We start from the raw sequence: 20,481 nt of genomic DNA on the forward strand, positions 1-20,481 counted from the left end.
CAGCCTAACGCATGGTCAACCCCGGGCCCCGCCCGTCCGAGCCGCGACCCGCGTGCCTCACAGCACCCGTGGCGGCGTGTTTCCCGCCGCCACGATGGCGCGCCGGATCGGCACCGCGAGCAGGAGCACGAAGCCGACCACGAAGAAGATCAGTAGCGAGACCAAGCCCACCCGGTAGCTGTTGGTGAGTTGGAACACCAGCCCGAACGCGAGCGGCCCGAGCCAACTGGTGCCCTTGTCGCTGATTTCGTAGAAGCCGTAGTACTCGCCCTCCTTGCCGGCCGGGATGAGCTGGCTGAACAGGGACCGGCTCAGTGCCTGGCTGCCGCCGAGCACCAGACCGATGCCGGCACCGAGGATCATGAACGGCACCGGCGCCTCGGCGGGGAGCCGGAACGCGGCCAGGATCACCACGGTCCACAGCACCAGGCTGAGCAGCACCGTCTTCCAGGCACCGATCCGCTTGGCGAGCGCGCCGAGCAGCAGCGCCCCGCCGAAGGCGAGGAACTGCACCAGCAGGATGGTCACGATCAGGGTGGTCTGCTCCAGCCGCAGTTCCTCGGTGCCGTACTGGCTGGCCAGGGCGATCACGGTCTGGATGCCGTCGTTGAAGACCAGGAACGCGAGCAGGAAGAACAACGTCAACGGGTACGCCTTGAGTCCGCGTACGGTCCGGATGAGCTGCCGGAACCCGTCGGTGAGCAGGTTGCCGCCGGTGCTGGCCTCGGCCGCCGGGCGTTCCCGCAGCCAGCGCAGCGGCACCAGGGTGAACAGGGCCCACCACACACCGGCCGAGACGATCGACCACCGGGCCAAGTCCAGGGTTCGCTGGTGGTCACCCTCCACGCTGAACATCGTCACCACGACCAGGTTCAGGGCCAGCAGGAGTCCACCGCCGAGGTAGCCCAGCGCCCAGCCCCGGCTGGAGATCCCGTCCCGGTCGTCGGGGCCGCCGAGTTGCGGCAGGAACGAGTTGTAGACCACCACGCTGGCGCCGAAGGCGATGTTCGCCACCAGGAACAGGGCGCCGCCGAGCAGGTACCGGTCGCCGGTGACGAAGACCATCCCGATGGTGGCGAGCGCGCCGATGAACGCCGCCCCGGCCAGGAGCCGCTTCTTGTGCGCCGACCGGTCCGCGACCGCGCCCATCACCGGGAGCACGAACACGGTCAGGAACACCGACAGCGACACCAGGTACGGGAAGTACGACCCGGCCGCGATCGTGATCCCGAACGGGTGCACGTCGCCGTCGCAGGCGTCCGCGCCGAGTTCGCAGCCGGCGGCCAGTTCGGTGACCGTGGTCAGGAACGGGCCGAGGAACACGGTGATGACCGTGGTGGAGAACGCCGACATCGCCCAGTCGTAGAAGTACCAGCCGGTCCGTTCCCGGCGGGTGCTGGGCGGCGGCGCGCTGGTCACGGGGACGGAGACGGTTTCGGCCATCGGTGGTCCTTCGACGGTGCTCGGGCGGCGGGTCCGGTCCGACCTAGGGGGTTCGGTCGGCGGGCCAGTGACCGCGGCTGAGGTACGTGTCGCGCAGCACGTCCACGCGATCGGTCATGATGCCATCCACACCGAGGTCGAGTAACTCGTGCATCTCGGTGGATTCGTCGATCGTCCAGACATGTACCTGAAGTCCCAGGCTGTGGGCGTAGCGGACGAACCGTCGGTCGACCACCGGGATCCGCCCGTAGCGGACCGGCACCTGGGCGGCGACCACCGACGGGGGCAGCACCAGCCGTCTGCCGGTCAACGAGGCCAGCCGCAGTCGGGCCACCCCGCGCATGCCGAGCGAGGTCGCCACCGTCGGCCCGGCCAGGGCCCGCAGCCGGGTGAGTCGGGCGTCGCTGAACGAGGCGAGCAGCACCCGGTCCTGCGCGGCGGTACGGCGTACGGAGGCGAGCGTCGGCTCGATGCCGCCGTCGGCCTTCACGTCGATGTTGAACCGGACCTGCGGCCAGCTGCCGAGCACGTCGTCCAGTCGCGGTACGGCAGCCGCCCCGCCGATCCGTACGCTGGTCAGGTCGGCCCAGGTCAGGGTGGAGATGCGGCCGCGTTCACCGGTGAGCCGCTCCAGGGTCGAGTCGTGGAAGACCACGGCCACCCCGTCCGAGGTGCCGTGTACGTCCGTCTCGACGTACCGGTAGCCGAGTTCGATCGCGCGGCTGAACGCCTCGGCGGTGTTCTCGTCGCCCTCGGCCGCCCCGCCCCGGTGCGCGAAGGCCAGCGGCGTCGGTGCGTCCAGGTAGGCGAACTGCGCTCTCACGCAGCGCAGTATGCCGGCCGGAGGTGACCGTCGGGTGTCCGGTGGACGAGAAGAAGCTGGCCGGGGTCCCGGGGTGGGGCGTGCTCGACAACCCCCGGACCGGTAACTACCCTACTGACTATGACTCCTTACGCACTGGATCCGGTGGCCTGGCAGGAGAGTTGGGACCGTCAGCAGGAGGCGTACCTGCCCGACCGGGAGGAACGCTTCGCCGCGCTGCTCGACACCGTTGCCGCGACCGCGGACGGGCCCGCACCGGCGGTACTCGACCTGGCCGGCGGCACCGGCAGCATCTCGCTGCGGGTGCTGCGCCGGTTCCCGTACGCGACCACGACGCTGCTCGACGTGGACCCGGTCCTGATGACGATCGCCCGGGAGTCCCTGGACCAGCGGTCCACCGTGGTCGCCGCCGACCTGCGTTCCCCGGACTGGGCGACCGGCCTGCCCCGCCAGGAGTACGACGCCGTGCTGACCGCGACCGCGCTGCACTGGCTGCCCCGGGAGCGTCTCGGCGCGCTCTACGCCGAGATCCGGCAGGTGCTGCGCCCCGGCGGAGTCTTCGTCAACGTCGACACGATGCCCGACGACGGCCTGGCGGACCTGACGATCAGGCTCGGTGACCTGGCCCGGGCCCGCCGTCAGGCGCGCTACGCGGCCGGCGCGGTGCTGTCGTGGGAGGCGTGGTGGGAGCACGTGGCGAGGGATCCGGTGCTGGGGCCGTTGCTCGAACAGCGGCGCGAGGTGTTCGCCGACCGGCATGCCACGGAGTGGACCCCGCCGATGTCGTGGCACCTCGACGCGCTGCGCGCGGCCGGGTTCACCCAGACCGGCCTGGTCTGGCGGGGTGCCAGGGACGCGGCCGTGGCCGGGGTCCGCTGAGTCCACGGACCCTCGTGCCGCTGCCGGTGGCCCGCACGGGTGCGGTCAACGCGCCGACGGGAACCGGGTGTCGGTTCACGCCGTCGAACGGTTCGTGAGGATCGTTCGAGTCGGCCCGCGCCCGGCGCCCGCCGTCACCGTGTCGCTCGTGCTCGTGGCGGTGCTCGCCGGGTGCGGCTCGGGCGGTGCGGGTGTGTCGCCGTACCCGACCCCGACGGCACCGGTTGTCGTCCCGGCGAACTGCCCGGTGCCGGTGAACGGGTCCGCGTTGCCGGGGCTGACGTTCGAGCCGGGTCCGGCGGGCAACGTCCCGGCGGACTTCGTCGCGGTCGCCGCACTGCGCTGCACCGTCGTCACCCCGGAACCTGCGGGCCCGACCGTGGTACGGGAGGAGCGCATCGACGGCCCCGGACTCGACGGGCTCCTCACCGCCCTGGCCACTCCCTGGGCGACGCAGCGGGCCGAGGTGTGCCTGCTGGCGTTGCGGGTGTCCCCGTACGTTGCTCTCGTCGCCGCCGACGGCACCGCGATCCGCCCGGCGCTGCCCCTGGACGGGTGCGGTCAGCCGCAGGTCGGGGTGGTCGAGGCGATCTCCGGTCTGCCGTGGCGGACGGTCCGGGAGAAGCAACGGTGAGCGCGGCCGGGTGACGCCCGGGTCAGCCCGCCTGCGTCCCCCAGAAGCGGGCCAGGGCGCTGGTCGCCGGATCGTCGGAGGCGGCGAGCGCGGTCCACGGGTCTTCCCCCGGTGCCACCTCCTCGGCCGCGTAACCGGCCAGTTCCGTGGGCTCCGGTGCGCCGGTCCACGCGGTTGCCGGGTCCGGTGCCGTGTCGGCGTCGCCCAGGGCGGTCGGGTCTGCCCAGGGGAAGCCGTCGACCGGTTCCGGTACGGCCCCGGCGTCGAACGCCTCCGGGAACACCGGCTGCGGCCAGGAGTCGGTGTCGCCGTACGGGTCGAGGTCGGGGTCGGCGCCCACCGGCGCCCCGGCGGCTCCGAAGCCGACCCGGGCGTCACCGTCGACCGGCGACTGCGGTCCGGTGTCGGCATCCGCCGGCCCCAGTCCCGCGTCGGCGTCCGGGGCGTCGTCAGCGGACCCGAACCCCGTGACGGCGTTGTCGTCGGCGGACCCGAACCCGCTGTCGTAGTCCTGGGAACCGGATCCGGTGTCGGGGTCGGCGGGGCCGAATCCGGTCTCGGCCGGGTAGTCGGTGTCGGCGGTGAAGGGCTCGTCGCCGTACCCGATCGGCCCGGTGTCCGACGCGGTGCCGTCGAGGTCCTCCTCACCGGCCCCGCCGCCGCCGGTGTGGTCGTCGGCCGGGCCGAACCCCTCGATCGGGTAGCCGTCGGCGGCGGCGAAGTCCGTCGACCCGGCCGGCTCCCCGCCGGGCTCGGCCCCGAAGTCCGGCCCGTCGTCGATCCACCCTTCCCAGTGGTCGCCCATCCTGGTCACCCCCGCCCGTCGGTGGCCGGCACCGGCGACAACATCCGGGTCCGGGAAAGTACCTCGTCAACCTGCTTGATCCGGGCCCGCAGCGTCTCCCGTTCGGCCTGCAACACGGTACGACGCCTGGCCCGGGTCGACTTGTCCTCGGCCATCGCCTTGTCGATCTCCGCGATGTGCGCGTCGAGTTCCCGCAGCCGCCGTTCGATCGCATCGTCGAGGGCGAGGGTCAGCGCGTACTGCAGGTCGGTGAACCGGTGGGTGACCTCGTCGGAGAGTGCGGCGCGGGCCTCGGCGAGCACCTCCCGCAGCCACACCCGGGCCTGCTGCCGGTCAGACTGCACCCGCCGCCGGTAGAGGATGAACGCCCCCGCGGCCAGGCCGAGCCCGAGACCGGCGAACGGCACCAGCAGGCCGCCGCCGATGAGGGTCCCGGCGCCCAGGGCCGAGGCACCGGCCATCGCCCCCCGCCCGGCCATGAACGCCATCCCACCGGCCGACATAGCGATCATGACGTTGTCGGCGCCGCCGCCGTCGCGCCGGGGCTTGCTGGCCAGCGCGTGCCGCAGGGTGGCGTTGAGCCGGCGCAGCACGAACTGCAACTCGTGCGGCGCGAACACCTGCGCCAGGGCCCGCTCGGCGACCTTGGCGAACCGGGACTCCAGGTCCCGTGACAGGCGTACGGACAGCGCCTGGAGGGACTCATCGACCTTCCCCGGCAGGTTCTTGATCTCCTCACCCCTTCCGTTGTCGATGGTGTTGAGCAGTTCCTCCTGCAACGCACCCAGGTAGCCGCGCAGCAGGCCGGTCACCTCGACCCGGGCCCGCTGGGTTTCGGTGCTCAGCGCCAGCGACCACTGCCGTGACTCGGTGCGTTTGCGGGCGGCCAGGGCGGCTCGTTCGTCCTTGGCCCGGGTCACGTCCGCCGGTTCGGGGTCGGTGGCGCTGAGCCGGGCGCCGATGCCGAGGTCCAGCCGGACCAGTTCACTGCGGACCGTACGGAGTGCGTTCGCCCGGTCCAGCAGGTGTCTCTTGCCGGCCAGGTCGACCAGGGCGTGTTGCAGTTCGCCGATCCGGGATTCGCGCAGCAGTTCGGTGGCCGCCTCCGGTGGCAGGGTCAGGGCGAGTTCGGCAAGCCGGGCGGAGACGGGAAACCAGGCGGCGGCACCGAACCGGGCGGCGTGTGCCTGCAACTGGGCCCGGTTGTCCGCCCAGATGGTCCGCCAACCCGGGTACGCGTCGGTTTTCGTCAACGCGAACACCACCAGGTTGACCCGTTTGCTGGCCTCGATGAGGAAGTCGAGTTCGGGTTTGCCGAACGGGGCGGAGGCGTCCACGACGAACAGCAGCGCGGTGGCCCGTTCGACCGCGTCCAGGGCGATCTCGGCGTGGACCGGGTCCAGCCCCCCGGTGCCTGGGGTGTCGACCAGACTCAGGTGCTCCAGCAGCGGCGCCGGGTGCCGTACCTCGATCCGCCGGGGCGGGCGTGTCCCGTCCGGCAGGATCCCGCCCGCGGTGCCCCAGTTGCGCAGATCGGCCAGGCCGAGTTCGACCGGTTCCGTACGACCGGGCAGGAAGGCTCGGGCACCCGCGTCGGCCGCCGGCACGAACTCCAGGTAGGTGCTGGTCGCCACCGCCACGTCGACCGGCGACAGACCGGTCGCCCCGATGAGCGCGTTGACCAGTGAACTCTTGCCGCGTTTCGTTTCACCGACGACGACGACGATCGCCGGCCGGGTCACCTCCCGGCGCAGGGCGGTGTCGACCTCGGCGGCCGCGTCCGGGTCGGCTTTGCGCAGGTACGCGAGCGACGTCTGCACCGCCCCGGCCAGCAGCTTGCCCAGCGCCTCCGGTTTTGCCTCCGCCGCCGCCGTCACCGTGCCCGCCCTTCGTAGCCGACCGCGGGAGGTACGGGCTGTGGTGGCGTACCGGCGCGGATCCGTTGCGAGAGTAGATAGAAACCCCGGTGTACGACCAGCGCCACCCGGGACTGGGCCGGGCCGGATCCGGCGACCGCGTACACCCGCCACCGGGTCGCGGCCGCGAGCGCCGCCTCGGCCAACTCCGGTGCCCCGGCGCCGGGGCGGTCGAGGATCCACTCCGGATCGGTGGACAGCGCCAGCCGGTTCAGCTCCCGCTCCATCGGTTCGGGCAGCTCGACCGTGCCGGTCCCGACGAGCTGGGCGACCTCCAGCAGCCGCAGCCGGTGGTAGTCGGGCTGTTGCAGGACCCGTTCGATGCCGTCGCGGAGCAGTTCCCGGTCGGCGGCCGAGGTGGCGTGGCTGGCGATCTTCTCCAGCGCGGACAGCGCCCAGCCGGCCTTGATTGCGTCGGTACGCCACCGGAACGCCTGGTCGAGGGTGTAACGCAGGCGCGGCAGGCCGGACGCCCGGAACAGGGCCCGGACCAGGTCACCGCTGGCCAGGTCCGGTACGGCGGCGAGCTGGGCGAGGGCGAACCCGATGCCGTACAGGTCCAGCAGCCGCAGCAGCCGCTCCCGTTGCGCCCGTGGCACGGCGCAGTCGCGGGTGGTGAACAGGTCGACCGAGGCGAGCAGGATGAGCCGTTCGGTCGCGGGCAGCCGCGACAGCGTACGCAGGGCCTCGCAGTCGGCGGCGGTCAGCCGCCCGGCTTCGGTGGTCTCGGCCAGCAGTCCCACCACCGGGACCACGTCGGACACCACCCGGCGCAGCACCCGGGCCTGGTCGGCGGCGAGCGGCCCGGCGACCGGCCACGGGTCACCGGTCCCGCCGACGAGTTTGTCCACCTTGTTGAACAGGCCGAGGGAGTTGATCGGGTTGCTGGCCAGCCGGGCCGAGACCGAACGGAACGCGGCCAGGGCCCGCACGTCGTCGTCGCGTACGGCCTGGGTGAACACGTAGACGATCGCCTCGGCGCCGGAGATCGCCCCGGTCGAGTCGTCGTCGATGTCGTCGTCGAAGGGGGCGGCGTCGGTGTGCAGGAACCGGTTGGCCCCGTCGCTGACGGAGGTGTTCGTCGAGGCCAGACCGGGGGTGTCGACCACGGTCAGGTCCCGCAGGTGGTCGCTGGTCAGCGTCACGTCGACGTAACCGATCTCGGCGCGCGGCACCCCGAGCCGGGACGGGATCATGCCGGTTTCGTCCAACGGCAGGCTGGTACGGGAGCCGTCGCGGCGGACCACGTCGACCCGGTCGGCGGTGCCGTAGCGGAACTGGGTGACGACCCTGGTGCACTCACCGACCTCGGTCGGCGCGACCCGGCGGCCGATGAGCGCGTTGACAAGTGTCGACTTTCCGGCTTTGAGCCGGCCGGCGATCGCCACCCGCAGCGGTTCGTCGAGCCGCCGCCGTACGCCGAACACCTGTCCCTGCAGGGAAACACCGAGCCGGGGCCCCACCTCGTCGCAGAGCGCGGCGACGCGGGCACCGAGCGGACCTGACCCCATGACTCGTCAGCCGGCGGTACGGTCGGCGACAATGGCATGGTCACGGCGGTCTTGCTCGCTCATATCGTTGGACGTCCCTCCGACGCGGCGACAGGGCGGGGCGCCCCTGCCGGACCCACACTACGAATATCCTGCCGGCGCAGGATCCCATGTTCGTGCCACCGCCCCCTGCGGTGGTGGCCGCGAGCCCTGGCGGGGAGGACCCAGTGCGGCACGCACTCGGCGGCGTACCCGACGGCCGTGTCCACGGACACGAGCCGGTCGACCCATCCGCGCGCGCCCTGCTCGACCGGGCGGCGGCGTTGCTGACCGCACCGGGCCTGGTGGTGGTCCACGGTGGCCCCGGCAGTGGGCGCAGCACCGTGCTGTCCCGCCTCGGTGCGGCGTTCCACGGGCCGGTGTGGCGCGGCGGCGGCCTGGCCACCCTGCGGTCGGTGCCGGCGTTCGCGCTCAGTCACGCACTGCGGGTGCGGCTGCCGACCGGGGACCCGGCGCTGCTGGCCGAGGCGGTCCGGTCCCGGGTACGCGGCGGGTTGCTGCTCCTCGACGACCTGCAGTGGGCCGACCCGGCGACCCTTGCCGCCGTGGTGCCGCTGGCGGTGCACTGCCGGGTGGTGGTGGCGTTGCGTACCCCGCACCGGTTGCCGGCGACGGCGGTGACCGCGTTGCGTGAGACGGCTGCCGGGTGGTTGGCCGTACCGCCGATGGACGCGGTCACGGCGGCGGACCTGGTCCGGTCCACCGCGCCCGGTCTGGATCCGGTGACGGTCACCGACGTGGTCCGCCGGGCCGGTGGGGCACCGCTGGCGGTGACGGTACTGGCCCGGCAGGCGGCCGGCACCCGGCCCGGTGCCGGTCCGGCCGCCGAGGTCGACCAGATCGGGTACGTCGTGGCGACCGCGTTGGCCGACCTGACCCGTCCGGCCCGTACGGCGTTGGCCGCGCTCGGCCTGCTGGGCCGCCCGGCGTCCGTCACGCTGCTCGGCGCGGGTGTCGACGAACTCCTCACCGCCGCCCTGGTCACCGACCTCGGGGACGGGACCGTCGCCCCGGTGTCGGCGTACCTGGCGGAGGTCGCGGCCGGGATGCTCGACCCCGACGGGCGGGCGGCGTTGCACCGGCGGCTGGCGGACCTGGTTCCGGCCGGTGAGTCGGCCCGGCACCTGGCCGCGGCGGGGCACGGCGCCGCCGCGTACGCCAGGGCGGTCACCGCGGCCGGGGACGCGGCCACCGCCGGGGAGCGGGCGGACCTGCTGTTGTTCGCGTGTGCCCTGCCGGACGTCCACCCGGATCCGGCGGTACGGATGGACGCCGCCCGTGCCGCGCTGGCCTGCGGCCGTCCCCGGGCCGCCGTCCGGGTCCTGACCACCGCCGCCCCGCTGGGTGTGGCCGCGTCGGTGTTGCGGGCCGAGGCGCTGGTGCAGGTCGGTGACCTGCCGGGGGCGCGGGCGGCGGCGGCACCGGTGCCCGACTCGGCCGCCCCGGATCTCGTCGCCGCCCGTGACCGGGTCCTGCTCCTGGCCCGGCTCGGTGACGACCCCGCCTCGGCGGTCGAGGCGCTGTCCGGGGTCCTTGCCCGGCACGGGGCACGGCCGTCGCATCCCGGTCTGCGGGCGGCGTGCGCGGCGGTGCTGGCCGCGTCCCGGACCCCCGGGTGGGAGGAGTCGTTGCGCGACGCGGTCGACGTGGCGTCGGCCGCCGGTGACGTGCTCGCCGCGAGGTGGAGTGCCTGGTTGCTGGTGGAGACGCTGCTCGCCGACGCCCGGTTGGTCGAGGCCGAGCGGGCCGCCGCGGCGGCGGCCGCCGGGTGCGCGTCCGACCTCGCCTACAGCTGGCAGACCCGGTTCCTGACCGCGTCGCTGTGGTCCGCGGCGTTGCGCCGGACCGGGACGGACCCGGACGAGGTGCTGCGCCGCGCCGGTGACCTGACCGAGCGCACCCTGCCGACCCTGGCCCGGGTGTACGCGGTGGCGGCGGCGAGCCTGGTCGAGGCCGACGGTGGGCTGCTGGCCCCGGCCCGGGCGCGGCTGGCCGCGATGGCGGCACCGACGGGCGGTCTGCTGGACTGGGTCGGCCGGGAGGCTGCCTGGCTCGACGGGCAACCGGAACGCGCGGTCGCGGATGCCGCCGTGTCCGGTTCGCCGTTGCTCGACGGGCTGCGCCGGATCACCGGCCGCTGGGCGGCGCACGACGCCGCCGTCGACCGCACCCCGGTCCCGGTGCCACCGGCGACGCTGCCGGTGGTGGACCAGACCCTGACCGCCTGGGACCGAGCGACGCACGATCCAACCGGGTTCACCCGGGCCGCCGCCGGGTGGCGCGACGTGGTGGTCCGGGAGGAGGTGCGGTGCCTGTTGGCGCACGGTCTGCATGATCCGGATCCGGGGCGGGCGGTGCCGGCGCTGCTGGAGGCCGAGCGGTTGGCGACCGACGCGGGCCTGGTGGTCCTGCTGGGGCGTACCCGGCGGGCGTTGCGGCGGCACTCGGTGCGCCGCGACAGCCGGGGACCGCGTGCGGGCAACGCACTTACCGACCGGGAACGTGAGGTCCTGCGTCTGGTTGCCGCGGGTGAGCCGACGCGTCGGGTCGCGGGCCAGTTGGGGGTGTCGACCGAGACGGTGGAGACGCACATCCGATCCGGTATGCGCAAGCTCGGGGCGCGTACGCGTACGGAGGCGGCGGCGTTGGTGCTGACCGGGGCGGTCGAGGTGCCGGCCCCGCGTGCCGGTGGTGCGGCCCGTCCGGTGTCGGAGGTGGGCCGGTGAGCGGGACGGATTCGCCGCGCTACGTGGTGTCCTCGGCGGTCGACGCCACGGCGGTACTGCGTCGGCTCGCCCGGGCGGGCTGGTCGACCCGGGAGGGTTTCGCGCTGCCGGAGGGCGGGTGGGACCTGACGGCGGCACGGGTGCTGTTGTTCGGGCGGGTGCCGGATCTGGAGACGGCGCGTCTGGTGGTGCTCGCCGCCGCCCGGGGCGCGGGTGTGGTGGCGATCGTCGAGGCGGGCGGTGACGTCGGCCGGGCCCTGCTGGCCGACCTGGACCGGCTCGGTGAGGTGTTCCGGACCCCGGACGGTGGCCCGGAGGCCGATTCCCCGGCGGCGGCGGTGCAGCTCATTCCGGAGCAGCGGGCCCTGCTGGAGCGTCTGGCGAACGGGGAGACGATCGCGGCCGCGGCGGCGGAGTTCCTGTCGCTGCGTACGGCGAACCGGCGCATCGCGCAGGCCCGGGAGGTGCTCGGCGTACGGAGCACCCGTGAGGCGGTGCTGGCGTACCTGCGCCAACGCCGCCCCGAGTAGCCGGGCGCGCTCCTACACCGGGGGTGGGTCGGAGCGTCGGTGTACTCGGGTGGTCTCGGTGGGGCGGGTCGGGTCGCGGTGGCGGGGGCCGTCGGGTTCGTCGGGGCGCAGCGGCACCAGGGTGGTGGTGAGCGCGTCGATGATCCGGTCCGTGGCCCGCCTGGCCGCTCCGGATACGGTCGGGTCGAGCCCGTCCAGGTCGACGGGTTCGCCGAAGTGCACCCGGATCACCGGGCGGCGTACGAGTGCCCGGCCGACCGCGCGCAGCAGCCCCTTCGGGGTGCCGTACGGCAGCACCTCGTGGGCGCCCCACTGCGCGACGGGTACGACAACCGAGCCGCTGGCGAAGGCGAGCCGGGCGGCTCCGGTCTTGCCCCGTTCGGGCCACATACCGGGGTCGAGCCCCATCCGTCCCTCCGGGTAGAGCAGCACCACGGATCCGTCGGTGACGGCGCCGGTGGCGGTGTGCAGGGCCTGGCCGACCTCGGCGGTGCGCCGGTCGACCCGGATGTGACCGCTGCGGCGCATGACCGTGCCGACGACCGGGGTGCGGAACAGGCCGCCGGTGGCCATGATCCGGGGTGCGATCCGGCGGACCTGGCAGGCGGCGGTGAGCACCACCGGGTCGAACGGGCTGATGTGGTTGGCGGCGAGGATCAGTGGCCCGTGCCGTAGCTGCTCGGGTACGTCGCCGGTGACCCGCAGCCGGGCGACCACGGCGACCAGCGCCCGGGCCACCATCTGCAGGAATCGCCAGAGTCGGGGGGCCCGCCAGCGGGGATCGGTCGCGGTGTCCATCAGCCGCCGATCCTCGCACAGTCGGGGCGCGCGGGGTTGCGGCTACCGGTTGCGGGCGGTGCGGGGGAGTGTGGTCGAGCGCACGCCGGCATCCCCCGCCCTCATCTACGACGGTCGGTAGTATTTACTACAGGCCGTCGTAGAACCTGGGGGGTTCCCGTGGACGCGTTGGACGTCGCCCGCTGGCAGTTCGGTGTCACCACCGTCTACCACTTCCTGTTCGTGCCGCTGACCATCGGGCTGTCGCTGCTCGTCGCGATCCTGCAGACCCTCTGGTACCGCACCGGCAACGAGCGCTACCTCAAACTCACCAAGTTCTACGGCAAGCTCTTCCTGATCAACTTCGCGATGGGGGTCGTCACCGGCATCGTGCAGGAGTTCCAGTTCGGCATGAACTGGAGCGACTACTCCCGCTTCGTCGGTGACGTCTTCGGCGCCCCCCTGGCGATCGAGGCACTGCTCGCCTTCTTCCTCGAATCCACCTTCCTCGGCCTGTGGATCTTCGGGTGGGACCGCCTGCCCCGGCGGATCCACCTCGCCACCATCTGGGCCGCCGCGATCGGCTCCACTCTCAGCGCCTACTTCATCCTCGCCGCGAACTCCTGGATGCAGCACCCGGTCGGCTACCGGATCAACCCCGACACCGGGCGCGCCGAACTCACCGACATCTGGGCCGTACTGACCAACAAGGTCACCCTGGCCACGTTCCCGCACACCCTCGCCGGGTGCTTCCTCGTCGCCGGCGCCCTGATGGTCTCGGTCGCCCTCTGGCACCTCATGCGCCACCGGGACACCGGGGCACCCGACGACGAAGCCACGACCGCCGACGAGGCCACGACCGCCGACCCCGCCGCCACCCCGCAAGCGCCCGTGCACCGGATCCGCCGGTGGCGCAACCGGCCATCCGCCGCGACCCTTCCGGCACACTCCGCGACCGACACCAGCGCGTTCCGGTTCGCCGCCAAGTTCGGTGCCATCGTCACCCTGGTCGCCGCCGTCGGCGTCCTGATCAGCGGCGACTTCCAAGGCAAGATCATGACCGATGTGCAGCCGATGAAAATGGCCGCCGCGGAGGGGCTCTACCACACCGAACAACCCGCCGCGTTCTCCGTACTGACCATCGGCAGCCTCGACGGCACCCGCGAGCTGTACGCCCTCAAGATCCCGTACCTGCTCAGCTTCCTCGGCACCGGCGACCCCCACGGGCAGGTCCAGGGCATCAACGACCTGCAGGCCCAGTACGTCTCCGAGTACGGCCCCGGCAGCTACACCCCGGTCATCCCGATCACCTACTGGAGCTTCCGATTCATGATCGCCTTCGGGATGGCGGCCGCCGCCATCGCCCTGTGGGCGCTCTGGGCCACCCGCCGCGGCCGTACCCCCACCTCCCGGTGGCTGCTGCGGGCCGCGATCATCATGCCGATCCTGCCCCTGGCCGCGAACTGCTTCGGCTGGATCTTCACCGAGATGGGCCGCCAACCCTGGGTCGTCTTCGGGGAGATGCTCACCCGCGACGGCGTCTCCCGCAGCGTCTCGATGACCGAGGTCGTCACCTCCTTCACCACCTTCACCCTGATCTACGCCACCCTCGCCGTGATCGAGGTCCGGCTCCTGCTCCGCTACGCCCGCGCCGGACTACCCGACCTCACCCCACCACCCGAACCCGACGACGACACCGCCGACGAAGACCGGCCCCTCGCCTTCGCCTACTGAACCCGGAGCCCACAGTGGACCTCACCACCGTCTGGTTTCTGCTCATCGCCGTCCTGTTCACCGGGTACTTCATCCTCGAAGGCTTCGACTTCGGCGTCGGCGCACTGCTACCCGTACTCGGCCGCGACGACCGCGAACGCCGCGTACTGATCAACACCATCGGACCCGTCTGGGACGGCAACGAGGTCTGGCTGATCACCGCCGCCGGCGCGCTCTTCGCCGCCTTCCCCGAGTGGTACGCCACCCTCCTGTCCGGGTTCTACCTGCCGTTCCTGCTCATCCTCGTCGCCCTCATCGGCCGCGGCGTCGCGTTCGAGTACCGCCACAAGCGCCCCGACGCCCCCTGGAAACGACGCTGGGACGCCGTCATCACCGCCGGGTCCGTCATCCCCGCCGTCGGCTGGGGCATCATCTTCGCCAACATCGTCCGAGGCGTACCCCTGGACGCCAACCACGACTACACCGGCGGCCTCACCGACCTGCTCAACCCGTACGCCCTGCTCGGCGGCGCGACCACCGCGGCCCTGTTCCTCACCCACGGCGCCGTCTTCCTCGCCCTCAAGACCAACGGCGACATCCGCACCCGCGCCGGTGACCTCGCCGCCCGGATGACCCCGGCCGCGCTCGCCCTCACCGCCACCTTCCTCACCTGGACCCTGGTCCAACGACACAACCCCACCGCCGTCGCCCTCGCCGTCGCGGCGGCCCTCGCCCTCACCGGCGCGTTCGCCGCCACCCTCGTACGCCGTGAAGGCTGGGCCTTCGCCGGCACCGCCACCGCGATCGGCCTGGCCGTGGCGACCCTGTTCGCCGCCCTCCACCCGAACGTGCTGCCCTCCACCACCGACCCCGCCGGCACCCTGACCGTGCTCAACGCCGCATCCAACCCCTACACCCTCAAGATCATGACCTGGGTGGCGGTCATCTTCACCCCGGTCGTCCTCGCCTACCAGGGGTGGACGTACTGGGTGTTCCGCCGCCGGATCAGCGTCGCCAACATCCCGCACTGACCGCCCGACACCGACAAAACGCCCCCGGAATCTCCGATTCCGGGGGCGCACCGTACGCGTCGCTGCTCAGCCGACGTCGCGCAACTCCGCCAACCGGGCCTCGATCTCGGCCAGCTCCGCCCGCAGCTTCTCCGCCTGCTGCTCGGCCTCACTGCGCTCCACCGACATGATCTGCTCCACCGCCTCGTGGACCCCCGGCACGTCGATCAACGACACCATCTTCAACGCCTCGACCGGCTTGATCACGTACGGCTTCGCCAGCGCCTTGGTGCCCTGCGTCGCCGCCAACGTCCACTCCCCGTCGGCGTACGCGAGCGTCACCGTCAACCCCGCCGGGCCCTTCGGCCGGGCCGGCTTCGCCACCGCCCGCCGCGCCGGCTTCGCGTCCGCCTCCACCGGCGCCGCCACAGAACTGTCCACCGCGGTCACAGCAACCTCCTCGCGTGGCGCCGGCACCGGCGACCTGACAACCATGAACTCCGGCTCCGGAACACTCTCCACCGGCTCCGCCGCCTCCGCCTTCGGCTCGGCCCGGCGACCCGTCGCCCCGCGCGGCGGAATGCTCAGGTCGGTGGGGGAGAAGGGCAGCTCGTCGCGACCGAACCGCACCACCACCCACTCGTCCGACGTCGCCGGATCGGTCAACTCCACCACCTGACCGATCTGCCCGGCGATCTGCCCCGCCGCCTCGGTGAACATCACCTTCGGCTTGCGACCACCGGCCAACGTGTCCCGGATGCTCTGCAACTCCTCGGTGGACAACCCTCGGACAGCGGTATGCGCGGCAGCCATCAGATCCTTCTTCCGTACACCTGTTTGATTTCCTGCCTTCCTACCAGCCCGATCCGACAACGTCGAACCGACCCCACCCCACGGACACTCACCGGTCCACCCGCGACGCCAACACCCGCAGCGCCCGATCCGCGTGCCCGTTCATGTCCAACTCACCCCGGATCACCTCGACCACCCGACGATCCGTGCCGATCACGAACGTCATCCGCCGGGTCCCCAACGACCCCGGAGCCAACCGCCGACGCACCCCGAACCGTGCCGCCACCACCCCGTCGACATCCGACAACAACGGATAGTCGAACCCGTGCAGGTCCGCGAACTCCCGCTGCCGATCCATCGAATCGCGGCTGATCCCCACCCGGTGCGCACCCACGCGCGTGAACTCCACACCCAGATCCCGGAAATGGCAACTCTGCGCCGTACAACCCCGACTCAACGCCGCCGGATAGAAGAACACCACCACCGGACCGGTGGCCAGGAAGTCCGACAACCGCCGGGGTGTACCCGTCTCGTCCGGCAACACGAAATCATCGACCAGATCACCAACCCGCAGACCCTCGGCCACCCGTCCACCTCCCGCGACACCGCACCGCCCGGCGGAACACCCGACAGTGCGCGAAGCGTACGCCGTGCGCCACGTCACCACGATCACCCCGCACCGGCGCGCTAACCTCACCCCACACGCAGGGAGGTCACGATGAACCCGGTAACAGTGGTCACCGGCGGCGGACGCGGGATCGGCGCCGCCACCGTACGACAACTCGCCCGCGCCGGACACCACATCGCCCTCTGCTACCGCGCCGACGCCGACGCCGCAGCCGCCGTCCTGCGCGACGTCCACGAAGCCGGCGTACGCGGCATCGCCGTCCAGGCCGACACCACCGAACCCGAACAGGTCGCCCACCTCTTCGACGCCGCCACCGCACTCGGCGACATCACCGGCCTGGTCAACAACGCCGGCGTCACCAGCCAGGTCGGCCCGTTCGTCGACCTCACCCTGACCGACCTTCGCCGCGTCGTCGACGTCAACCTGATCGGCTACATCCTCTGCGCCCAGCAGGCCGCCCGCCGGATGAACGCCGGAGCGGCGATCGTCAACGTCTCCTCCGCCGCAGCGACCCTCGGCAGCCCCGGCGAATACATCCACTACGCCGCCGTCAAAGCCGCCACCGACACCCTCACCATCGGACTGGCCAAGGAACTCGGCCCCCGCCAGATCCGGGTCAACACCGTCTCACCCGGCACCATCTGGACCGACCTGCACACCATCTCCGGCGTACCCGACCGACCCGCCCGGATCGCCGAACGGGTCCCACTCGGCCGCGCCGGCCAGGCCGACGAAATCGCCGCCGCCATCGTCTGGCTGCTCAGCCACGCCGCCTCCTACACCACCGGGGCGACCCTCAGAGTCGCCGGCGGCCTCTGAACCAGCCCTTGTGACGCGGGCGTGTCGGCGCTCCTCACGCGCTGCTAAGCCCTCGGCGAGGCGAGCACCCGCCACAGGCCCGACACGGCCAGCAGGGACGCCGCACCCGCCGCACCGACGACCAGGCCGGGCGCCGACACCTCGCCCAACGCCCCGCCGGCGGCCGCGAACAACCCCTGCAACGTCATCGTCCCGGTCACCGCCAACCCGAAAGCCTGACCCCGGTACGCCTCCGGCAACACCTCCAGAAAACGCCGAGCCAACCCCAACTGGTACGCGACCCCGAACCCGGACACAGCCAGCAGCATCGCCGCAGGCACCGGCCCGGGCGAGACCACGAACCCGAGCAGCGGCGCGCCGAGCAGCAGAGCCAGCGGCCCGGCGAGCCGTTCCCTTCGTTCCGGGGTGACCAGCCGGCCGATCACGAGGTCACCGGCGAGCATGCCGAGCGCCACGGCGGTGAACAGCAGCCCGGCCGAGGCCGGCACACCGATCTCGACGGCGTACGGAACCAGCACGCCCTCGGCGCCTACCACGATCGCCGGCGGCAGCCACTGCGCCAGCAGCAACGAACGGATCGCCGGCCGGCGCAACAGCTCGCGATTGACCCGCCAGGTCTGCCGTACCGCGTAACCCCCGGCCGTGCCACGACCCGGCCGCCCGGCCAGCCGCAGGCGCAGCAGCACGGCGGACAGCAGACAGCTCGCCACGGTCATCCAGAGCGCGCCGTACGGGCCGAGCCCCGCGATCAGCATCCCGCCCACGGCGAAGCCGAACACCTGCGTGCCACCGGCAGCCATGGAGAACACGGCCCGGCCGAGCACGTACCGGTCGCCGTCGAGCAGTTCCGGCAGCAACGCGCTGCGCGCCGCGGACGCGACCGCGCCGGGGATGCCGGTCACGAACACCAGCACCAGCATCGCGGTGGGGGAGAGCAGCCCGGCGGCGAGCACAGCGGCGACCACGGCGCGAACCACGTCGTAGCCGACCATCACCGCCCGCGGCGGCCACCGGTCGGCGTACGCCAGCAGCAACGTCCCACCCAGGGCGTACGGCAGGAAACCGGCGACGTACGCCAGCGCCGCCAGCATCGACGAGCCGGTCCAGGCGTACACGGTCACCGAGAGGGCGAGCATCTTCACCGTCTCGCCGCCGAGGAAGAGCGTGTAACCGGCGAACAGCACACGGAACTGACCTACCGCGAACACCTCACGGTAGGTGGCCCGCACCGGCGCGACCCGGGGTGTCGGCATGCGGGTCAGTCTCGGTGCGCCCCGGGCGCAGACGTTAGGCTTTCGCGTGGAGGCGAAAGATGCTTGCCATCGAAATCGGGCCGGTCGACGTGGCGCACACCCGCTACGCGATCTCCCCGCTGGGTGAGGCGATGAACGCCCTGCGGGTCGCGGCGGGCAAGCAGCCGGCCGGGCCCCTGCGGCCCTGGGCGGAGCGCATCGCACCCCGGTACGAACGCCTGCTCGCCGAGACGCCTGCGGTCGGGGCACTGACAACACTGTTCCGCCGCGGCGCCTACAACGCCGACTTCATCCACCCTCCGCCGTCGGGGACCGGCGACGACTTCGCCGACGAACTCGCCACCGTCCGGGCGACCCCACTGCGCCAGGTTCGCACGGAGATCGCCCGCAACCTCGTCGGGCTGCGTACGCCGCCGCGCCACGTCCAGCAGATCCTGTCCGCCCCGGACGTACTCACCCGGCTCGCGGACGCGATCGAGGCGACCTGGCACACCCTGGTCGAGCCCGACTGGCCACGGCTGCGTACCGTCCTCGAGCGCGACCTGGTGCACCGCGCCGGACACCTCGCCATGTACGGCTGGGCCTCGGCGCTGTCCGACCTGGATTCCCGGGTGGGCTGGCGTTCCGAAGGTGCCGACGGTGTGATCGAGGTGCGCACCGGCCCCCGCAACGACTGGGAACGGCACCGACTCGACGGCAAGGGACTCCTGCTGATGCCGACCGTCTTCGGCACCCTCATCAGCTACGTCGAGCCACCCTGGCCCTACGCCCTGGTGTATCCGGCGCGTGGCGTCGCGAACCTCCTCGGGCCGCCGGCCCCGCAGGGCGGCGCGACGGCGCTGGCACGGCTGGTCGGCCCGCACCGCGCGCAGGTGCTGCGGGCCCTCGCAGTGCCGGCGACGACCACGCAACTGGTCCGCCAGCTGGGTCTCAGCCTGGGCGCAGTCGGCGGCCACCTGGCCGTCCTACGCGAATCCGGCCTGGTCACGCGGACCCGGACCGGCCGATCCGTACGCTACGAGCGCACCCCGCTGGGCGGAACCCTGGCCGGCGACTGAACGCGCCCACCATGTTCGCCCCGCAGGCCCCCCTCGACCCGGGCAACGCCGAACATCCCCTGGAGCGTCGGCGTCACCACGTCCGTTTCGTGTCCGGCTGACCGAAACGACGACAACCAGCCGTACGGCACGACCCATACCGAAGCCGACACGCGGACTGCGGCGGCACCCGGTCGGCGTTGGGCAACCCCGGTCCGACGTGGCACCATCACGCAGGTGACCAGCAGATCCGCCCCGGCGCAGCACCTGCTCGACCTCGCCCGGCTCCGTCGCGTCCGCGACCGGATCGACCGGGACTACGCCCAGCCGCTGGACGTCGAGGCCCTCGCGCGCGGTGTGAACATGTCGGCCGGTCACCTCAGCCGCGAATTCCGGCGCGCCTACGGCGAGTCCCCGTACGCCTATCTCATGACCCGGCGCATCGAGCGCGCGATGGCGCTCCTACGCCGCGGCGACCTCAGCGTCACCGAGGTCTGTTTCGCGGTCGGCTGCGCGTCGCTGGGCACCTTCAGCACCCGCTTCACCGAACTGGTCGGCGTGCCGCCCAGCACCTATCGCAGCCAGGCGCCACGCGCGACGGCGGGGATGCCGTCGTGCGTGGCGAAACAGGTGACCAGACCGATCAGGAATCGAGAAGCCCAGGTCACGCACCCACAGCTAGCGTGACTGCCATGGACATCACCATTCACGCGAGCTTCCTCCCGCACAACGACCCGGACGCCTCCCTGGCCTTCTACCGCGACACCCTCGGCTTCGAGGTCCGCAACGACGTCGGCTACGGCGGAATGCGATGGATCACGGTCGGCCCCGTCGACCAGCCCGGCACCTCCATCGTCCTGCACCCGCCGGCCGCCGACCCCGGCATCACCGACGACGAGCGCCGCACGATCACCGAGATGATGGCCAAGGGCACCTACGGCGGGATCCTCCTGGCCACCAAGGACCTCGACGCCACCTTCGAGCGGCTCCAGGCCAGCGACGCCGACGTCGTCCAGGAGCCGACCGAGCAGCCGTACGGCGTACGGGACTGCGCCGTACGCGATCACGCGGGCAACCTGATCCGCATCCAGCAACTGCGCTGAGGGCCTCCGGAACCCGCAGCGACAAGCCGGGCAGGAACGCGCA

19 protein-coding genes are annotated in these 20,481 nt (G+C 72.4%); 10 read left to right on the top strand and 9 right to left on the bottom strand.

Annotation, left to right across the window (positions count from 1 at the left end; translation table 11 throughout):
* Nucleotides 1-57: 57 nt before the first annotated feature.
* Nucleotides 58-1,443, bottom strand: a complete 1,386-nt coding sequence (locus tag ACWEFB_RS01750) for an MFS transporter (protein WP_452281239.1) — start codon at nt 1,441-1,443, stop codon at nt 58-60.
* Nucleotides 1,444-1,486: 43 nt separating this feature from the next.
* On the bottom strand, nt 1,487-2,266 hold the full coding sequence (locus tag ACWEFB_RS01755; protein WP_452281241.1) for a glycerophosphodiester phosphodiesterase: 780 nt from the start codon (nt 2,264-2,266) through the stop codon (nt 1,487-1,489).
* Nucleotides 2,267-2,386: 120 nt separating this feature from the next.
* On the opposite strand from ACWEFB_RS01755, the gene ACWEFB_RS01760 reads away from it, so the two are divergent.
* Nucleotides 2,387-3,145 carry a class I SAM-dependent methyltransferase gene (locus ACWEFB_RS01760; RefSeq protein WP_452281243.1) on the top strand — a complete coding sequence of 253 codons (759 nt, stop codon included), beginning with the start codon at nt 2,387-2,389 and terminating at the stop codon, nt 3,143-3,145.
* A 94-nt stretch (nt 3,146-3,239) separates the two neighbouring features.
* Nucleotides 3,240-3,779: a hypothetical protein gene (locus ACWEFB_RS01765; protein WP_452281245.1), complete on the top strand. Its 540-nt coding sequence runs from the start codon at nt 3,240-3,242 to the stop codon at nt 3,777-3,779.
* Nucleotides 3,780-3,801: 22 nt separating this feature from the next.
* Here ACWEFB_RS01765 and ACWEFB_RS01770 read toward each other — a convergent pair whose 3' ends face one another.
* From ACWEFB_RS01770 to ACWEFB_RS01780, 3 genes are read right to left on the bottom strand one after another with little or no spacing between them, the layout of a single operon-like run.
* On the bottom strand, nt 3,802-4,584 hold the full coding sequence (locus ACWEFB_RS01770) for a hypothetical protein (RefSeq protein WP_452281247.1): 783 nt from the start codon (nt 4,582-4,584) through the stop codon (nt 3,802-3,804).
* Between the two features lie 5 nt (nt 4,585-4,589).
* Complete coding sequence (locus ACWEFB_RS01775; protein ID WP_452281249.1) at nt 4,590-6,461, bottom strand: dynamin family protein; 1,872 nt, start codon at nt 6,459-6,461, stop codon at nt 4,590-4,592.
* On the bottom strand, nt 6,458-8,011 hold the full coding sequence (locus tag ACWEFB_RS01780; protein WP_452281251.1) for a dynamin family protein: 1,554 nt from the start codon (nt 8,009-8,011) through the stop codon (nt 6,458-6,460). The genes ACWEFB_RS01775 and ACWEFB_RS01780 overlap by 4 nt, the downstream gene beginning before the upstream one ends.
* 206 nt (nt 8,012-8,217) lie before the next feature.
* On the opposite strand from ACWEFB_RS01780, the gene ACWEFB_RS01785 reads away from it, so the two are divergent.
* Nucleotides 8,218-10,776 (top strand): LuxR C-terminal-related transcriptional regulator, encoded by a 2,559-nt coding sequence (locus ACWEFB_RS01785; RefSeq protein WP_452281253.1) that lies wholly within the window; start codon nt 8,218-8,220, stop codon nt 10,774-10,776.
* A complete protein-coding gene (locus tag ACWEFB_RS01790; RefSeq protein WP_452281255.1) occupies nt 10,773-11,306 on the top strand; it encodes a LuxR family transcriptional regulator in 534 nt (177 codons plus the stop codon). The genes ACWEFB_RS01785 and ACWEFB_RS01790 overlap by 4 nt, the downstream gene beginning before the upstream one ends.
* 12 nt (nt 11,307-11,318) lie before the next feature.
* Here ACWEFB_RS01790 and ACWEFB_RS01795 read toward each other — a convergent pair whose 3' ends face one another.
* Complete coding sequence (locus ACWEFB_RS01795; RefSeq protein ID WP_452281257.1) at nt 11,319-12,104, bottom strand: lysophospholipid acyltransferase family protein; 786 nt, start codon at nt 12,102-12,104, stop codon at nt 11,319-11,321.
* Between the two features lie 159 nt (nt 12,105-12,263).
* Between ACWEFB_RS01795 and ACWEFB_RS01800 the strand changes: the two genes are divergently transcribed.
* Both ACWEFB_RS01800 and cydB read left to right on the top strand, forming a co-directional pair.
* Entirely contained in the window at nt 12,264-13,817 is a 1,554-nt protein-coding gene (locus tag ACWEFB_RS01800; protein WP_452281259.1) for a cytochrome ubiquinol oxidase subunit I, read from the top strand.
* 14 nt (nt 13,818-13,831) lie between these two features.
* Nucleotides 13,832-14,827: a cytochrome d ubiquinol oxidase subunit II gene (gene cydB / locus ACWEFB_RS01805; RefSeq protein WP_452281261.1), complete on the top strand. Its 996-nt coding sequence runs from the start codon at nt 13,832-13,834 to the stop codon at nt 14,825-14,827.
* Between the two features lie 66 nt (nt 14,828-14,893).
* On the opposite strand, the gene ACWEFB_RS01810 is transcribed toward cydB, so the two are convergent.
* Together ACWEFB_RS01810 and ACWEFB_RS01815 are read right to left on the bottom strand one after the other, a co-directional pair.
* Nucleotides 14,894-15,619: a hypothetical protein gene (locus tag ACWEFB_RS01810; protein WP_452281263.1), complete on the bottom strand. Its 726-nt coding sequence runs from the start codon at nt 15,617-15,619 to the stop codon at nt 14,894-14,896.
* An 88-nt stretch (nt 15,620-15,707) separates the two neighbouring features.
* Nucleotides 15,708-16,184, bottom strand: coding sequence for a peroxiredoxin (locus ACWEFB_RS01815; protein ID WP_452281265.1), 477 nt, complete (start codon nt 16,182-16,184; stop codon nt 15,708-15,710).
* Nucleotides 16,185-16,316: 132 nt separating this feature from the next.
* Here ACWEFB_RS01815 and ACWEFB_RS01820 point away from each other — a divergent pair, with 132 nt between their 5' ends.
* Entirely contained in the window at nt 16,317-17,045 is a 729-nt protein-coding gene (locus ACWEFB_RS01820; RefSeq protein WP_452281267.1) for an SDR family oxidoreductase, read from the top strand.
* Between the two features lie 44 nt (nt 17,046-17,089).
* Here ACWEFB_RS01820 and ACWEFB_RS01825 read toward each other — a convergent pair whose 3' ends face one another.
* Nucleotides 17,090-18,298, bottom strand: coding sequence for an MFS transporter (locus tag ACWEFB_RS01825; protein ID WP_452281269.1), 1,209 nt, complete (start codon nt 18,296-18,298; stop codon nt 17,090-17,092).
* 59 nt (nt 18,299-18,357) lie between these two features.
* Here ACWEFB_RS01825 and ACWEFB_RS01830 point away from each other — a divergent pair, with 59 nt between their 5' ends.
* From ACWEFB_RS01830 to ACWEFB_RS01840, 3 genes are all read left to right on the top strand, one after another.
* Nucleotides 18,358-19,356 (top strand): ArsR/SmtB family transcription factor, encoded by a 999-nt coding sequence (locus ACWEFB_RS01830; protein WP_452281271.1) that lies wholly within the window; start codon nt 18,358-18,360, stop codon nt 19,354-19,356.
* Between the two features lie 216 nt (nt 19,357-19,572).
* The gene (locus tag ACWEFB_RS01835) at nt 19,573-20,022 is read left to right on the top strand and encodes a helix-turn-helix transcriptional regulator (protein ID WP_452281273.1); all 450 of its coding nucleotides are present in this window, start codon (nt 19,573-19,575) and stop codon (nt 20,020-20,022) included.
* 5 nt (nt 20,023-20,027) lie between these two features.
* Complete coding sequence (locus ACWEFB_RS01840) at nt 20,028-20,438, top strand: VOC family protein (protein ID WP_452281275.1); 411 nt, start codon at nt 20,028-20,030, stop codon at nt 20,436-20,438.
* The last annotated feature ends 43 nt before the right edge of the window (nt 20,439-20,481 follow it).

This window comes from Micromonospora sp. NPDC004704, assembly GCF_053601675.1.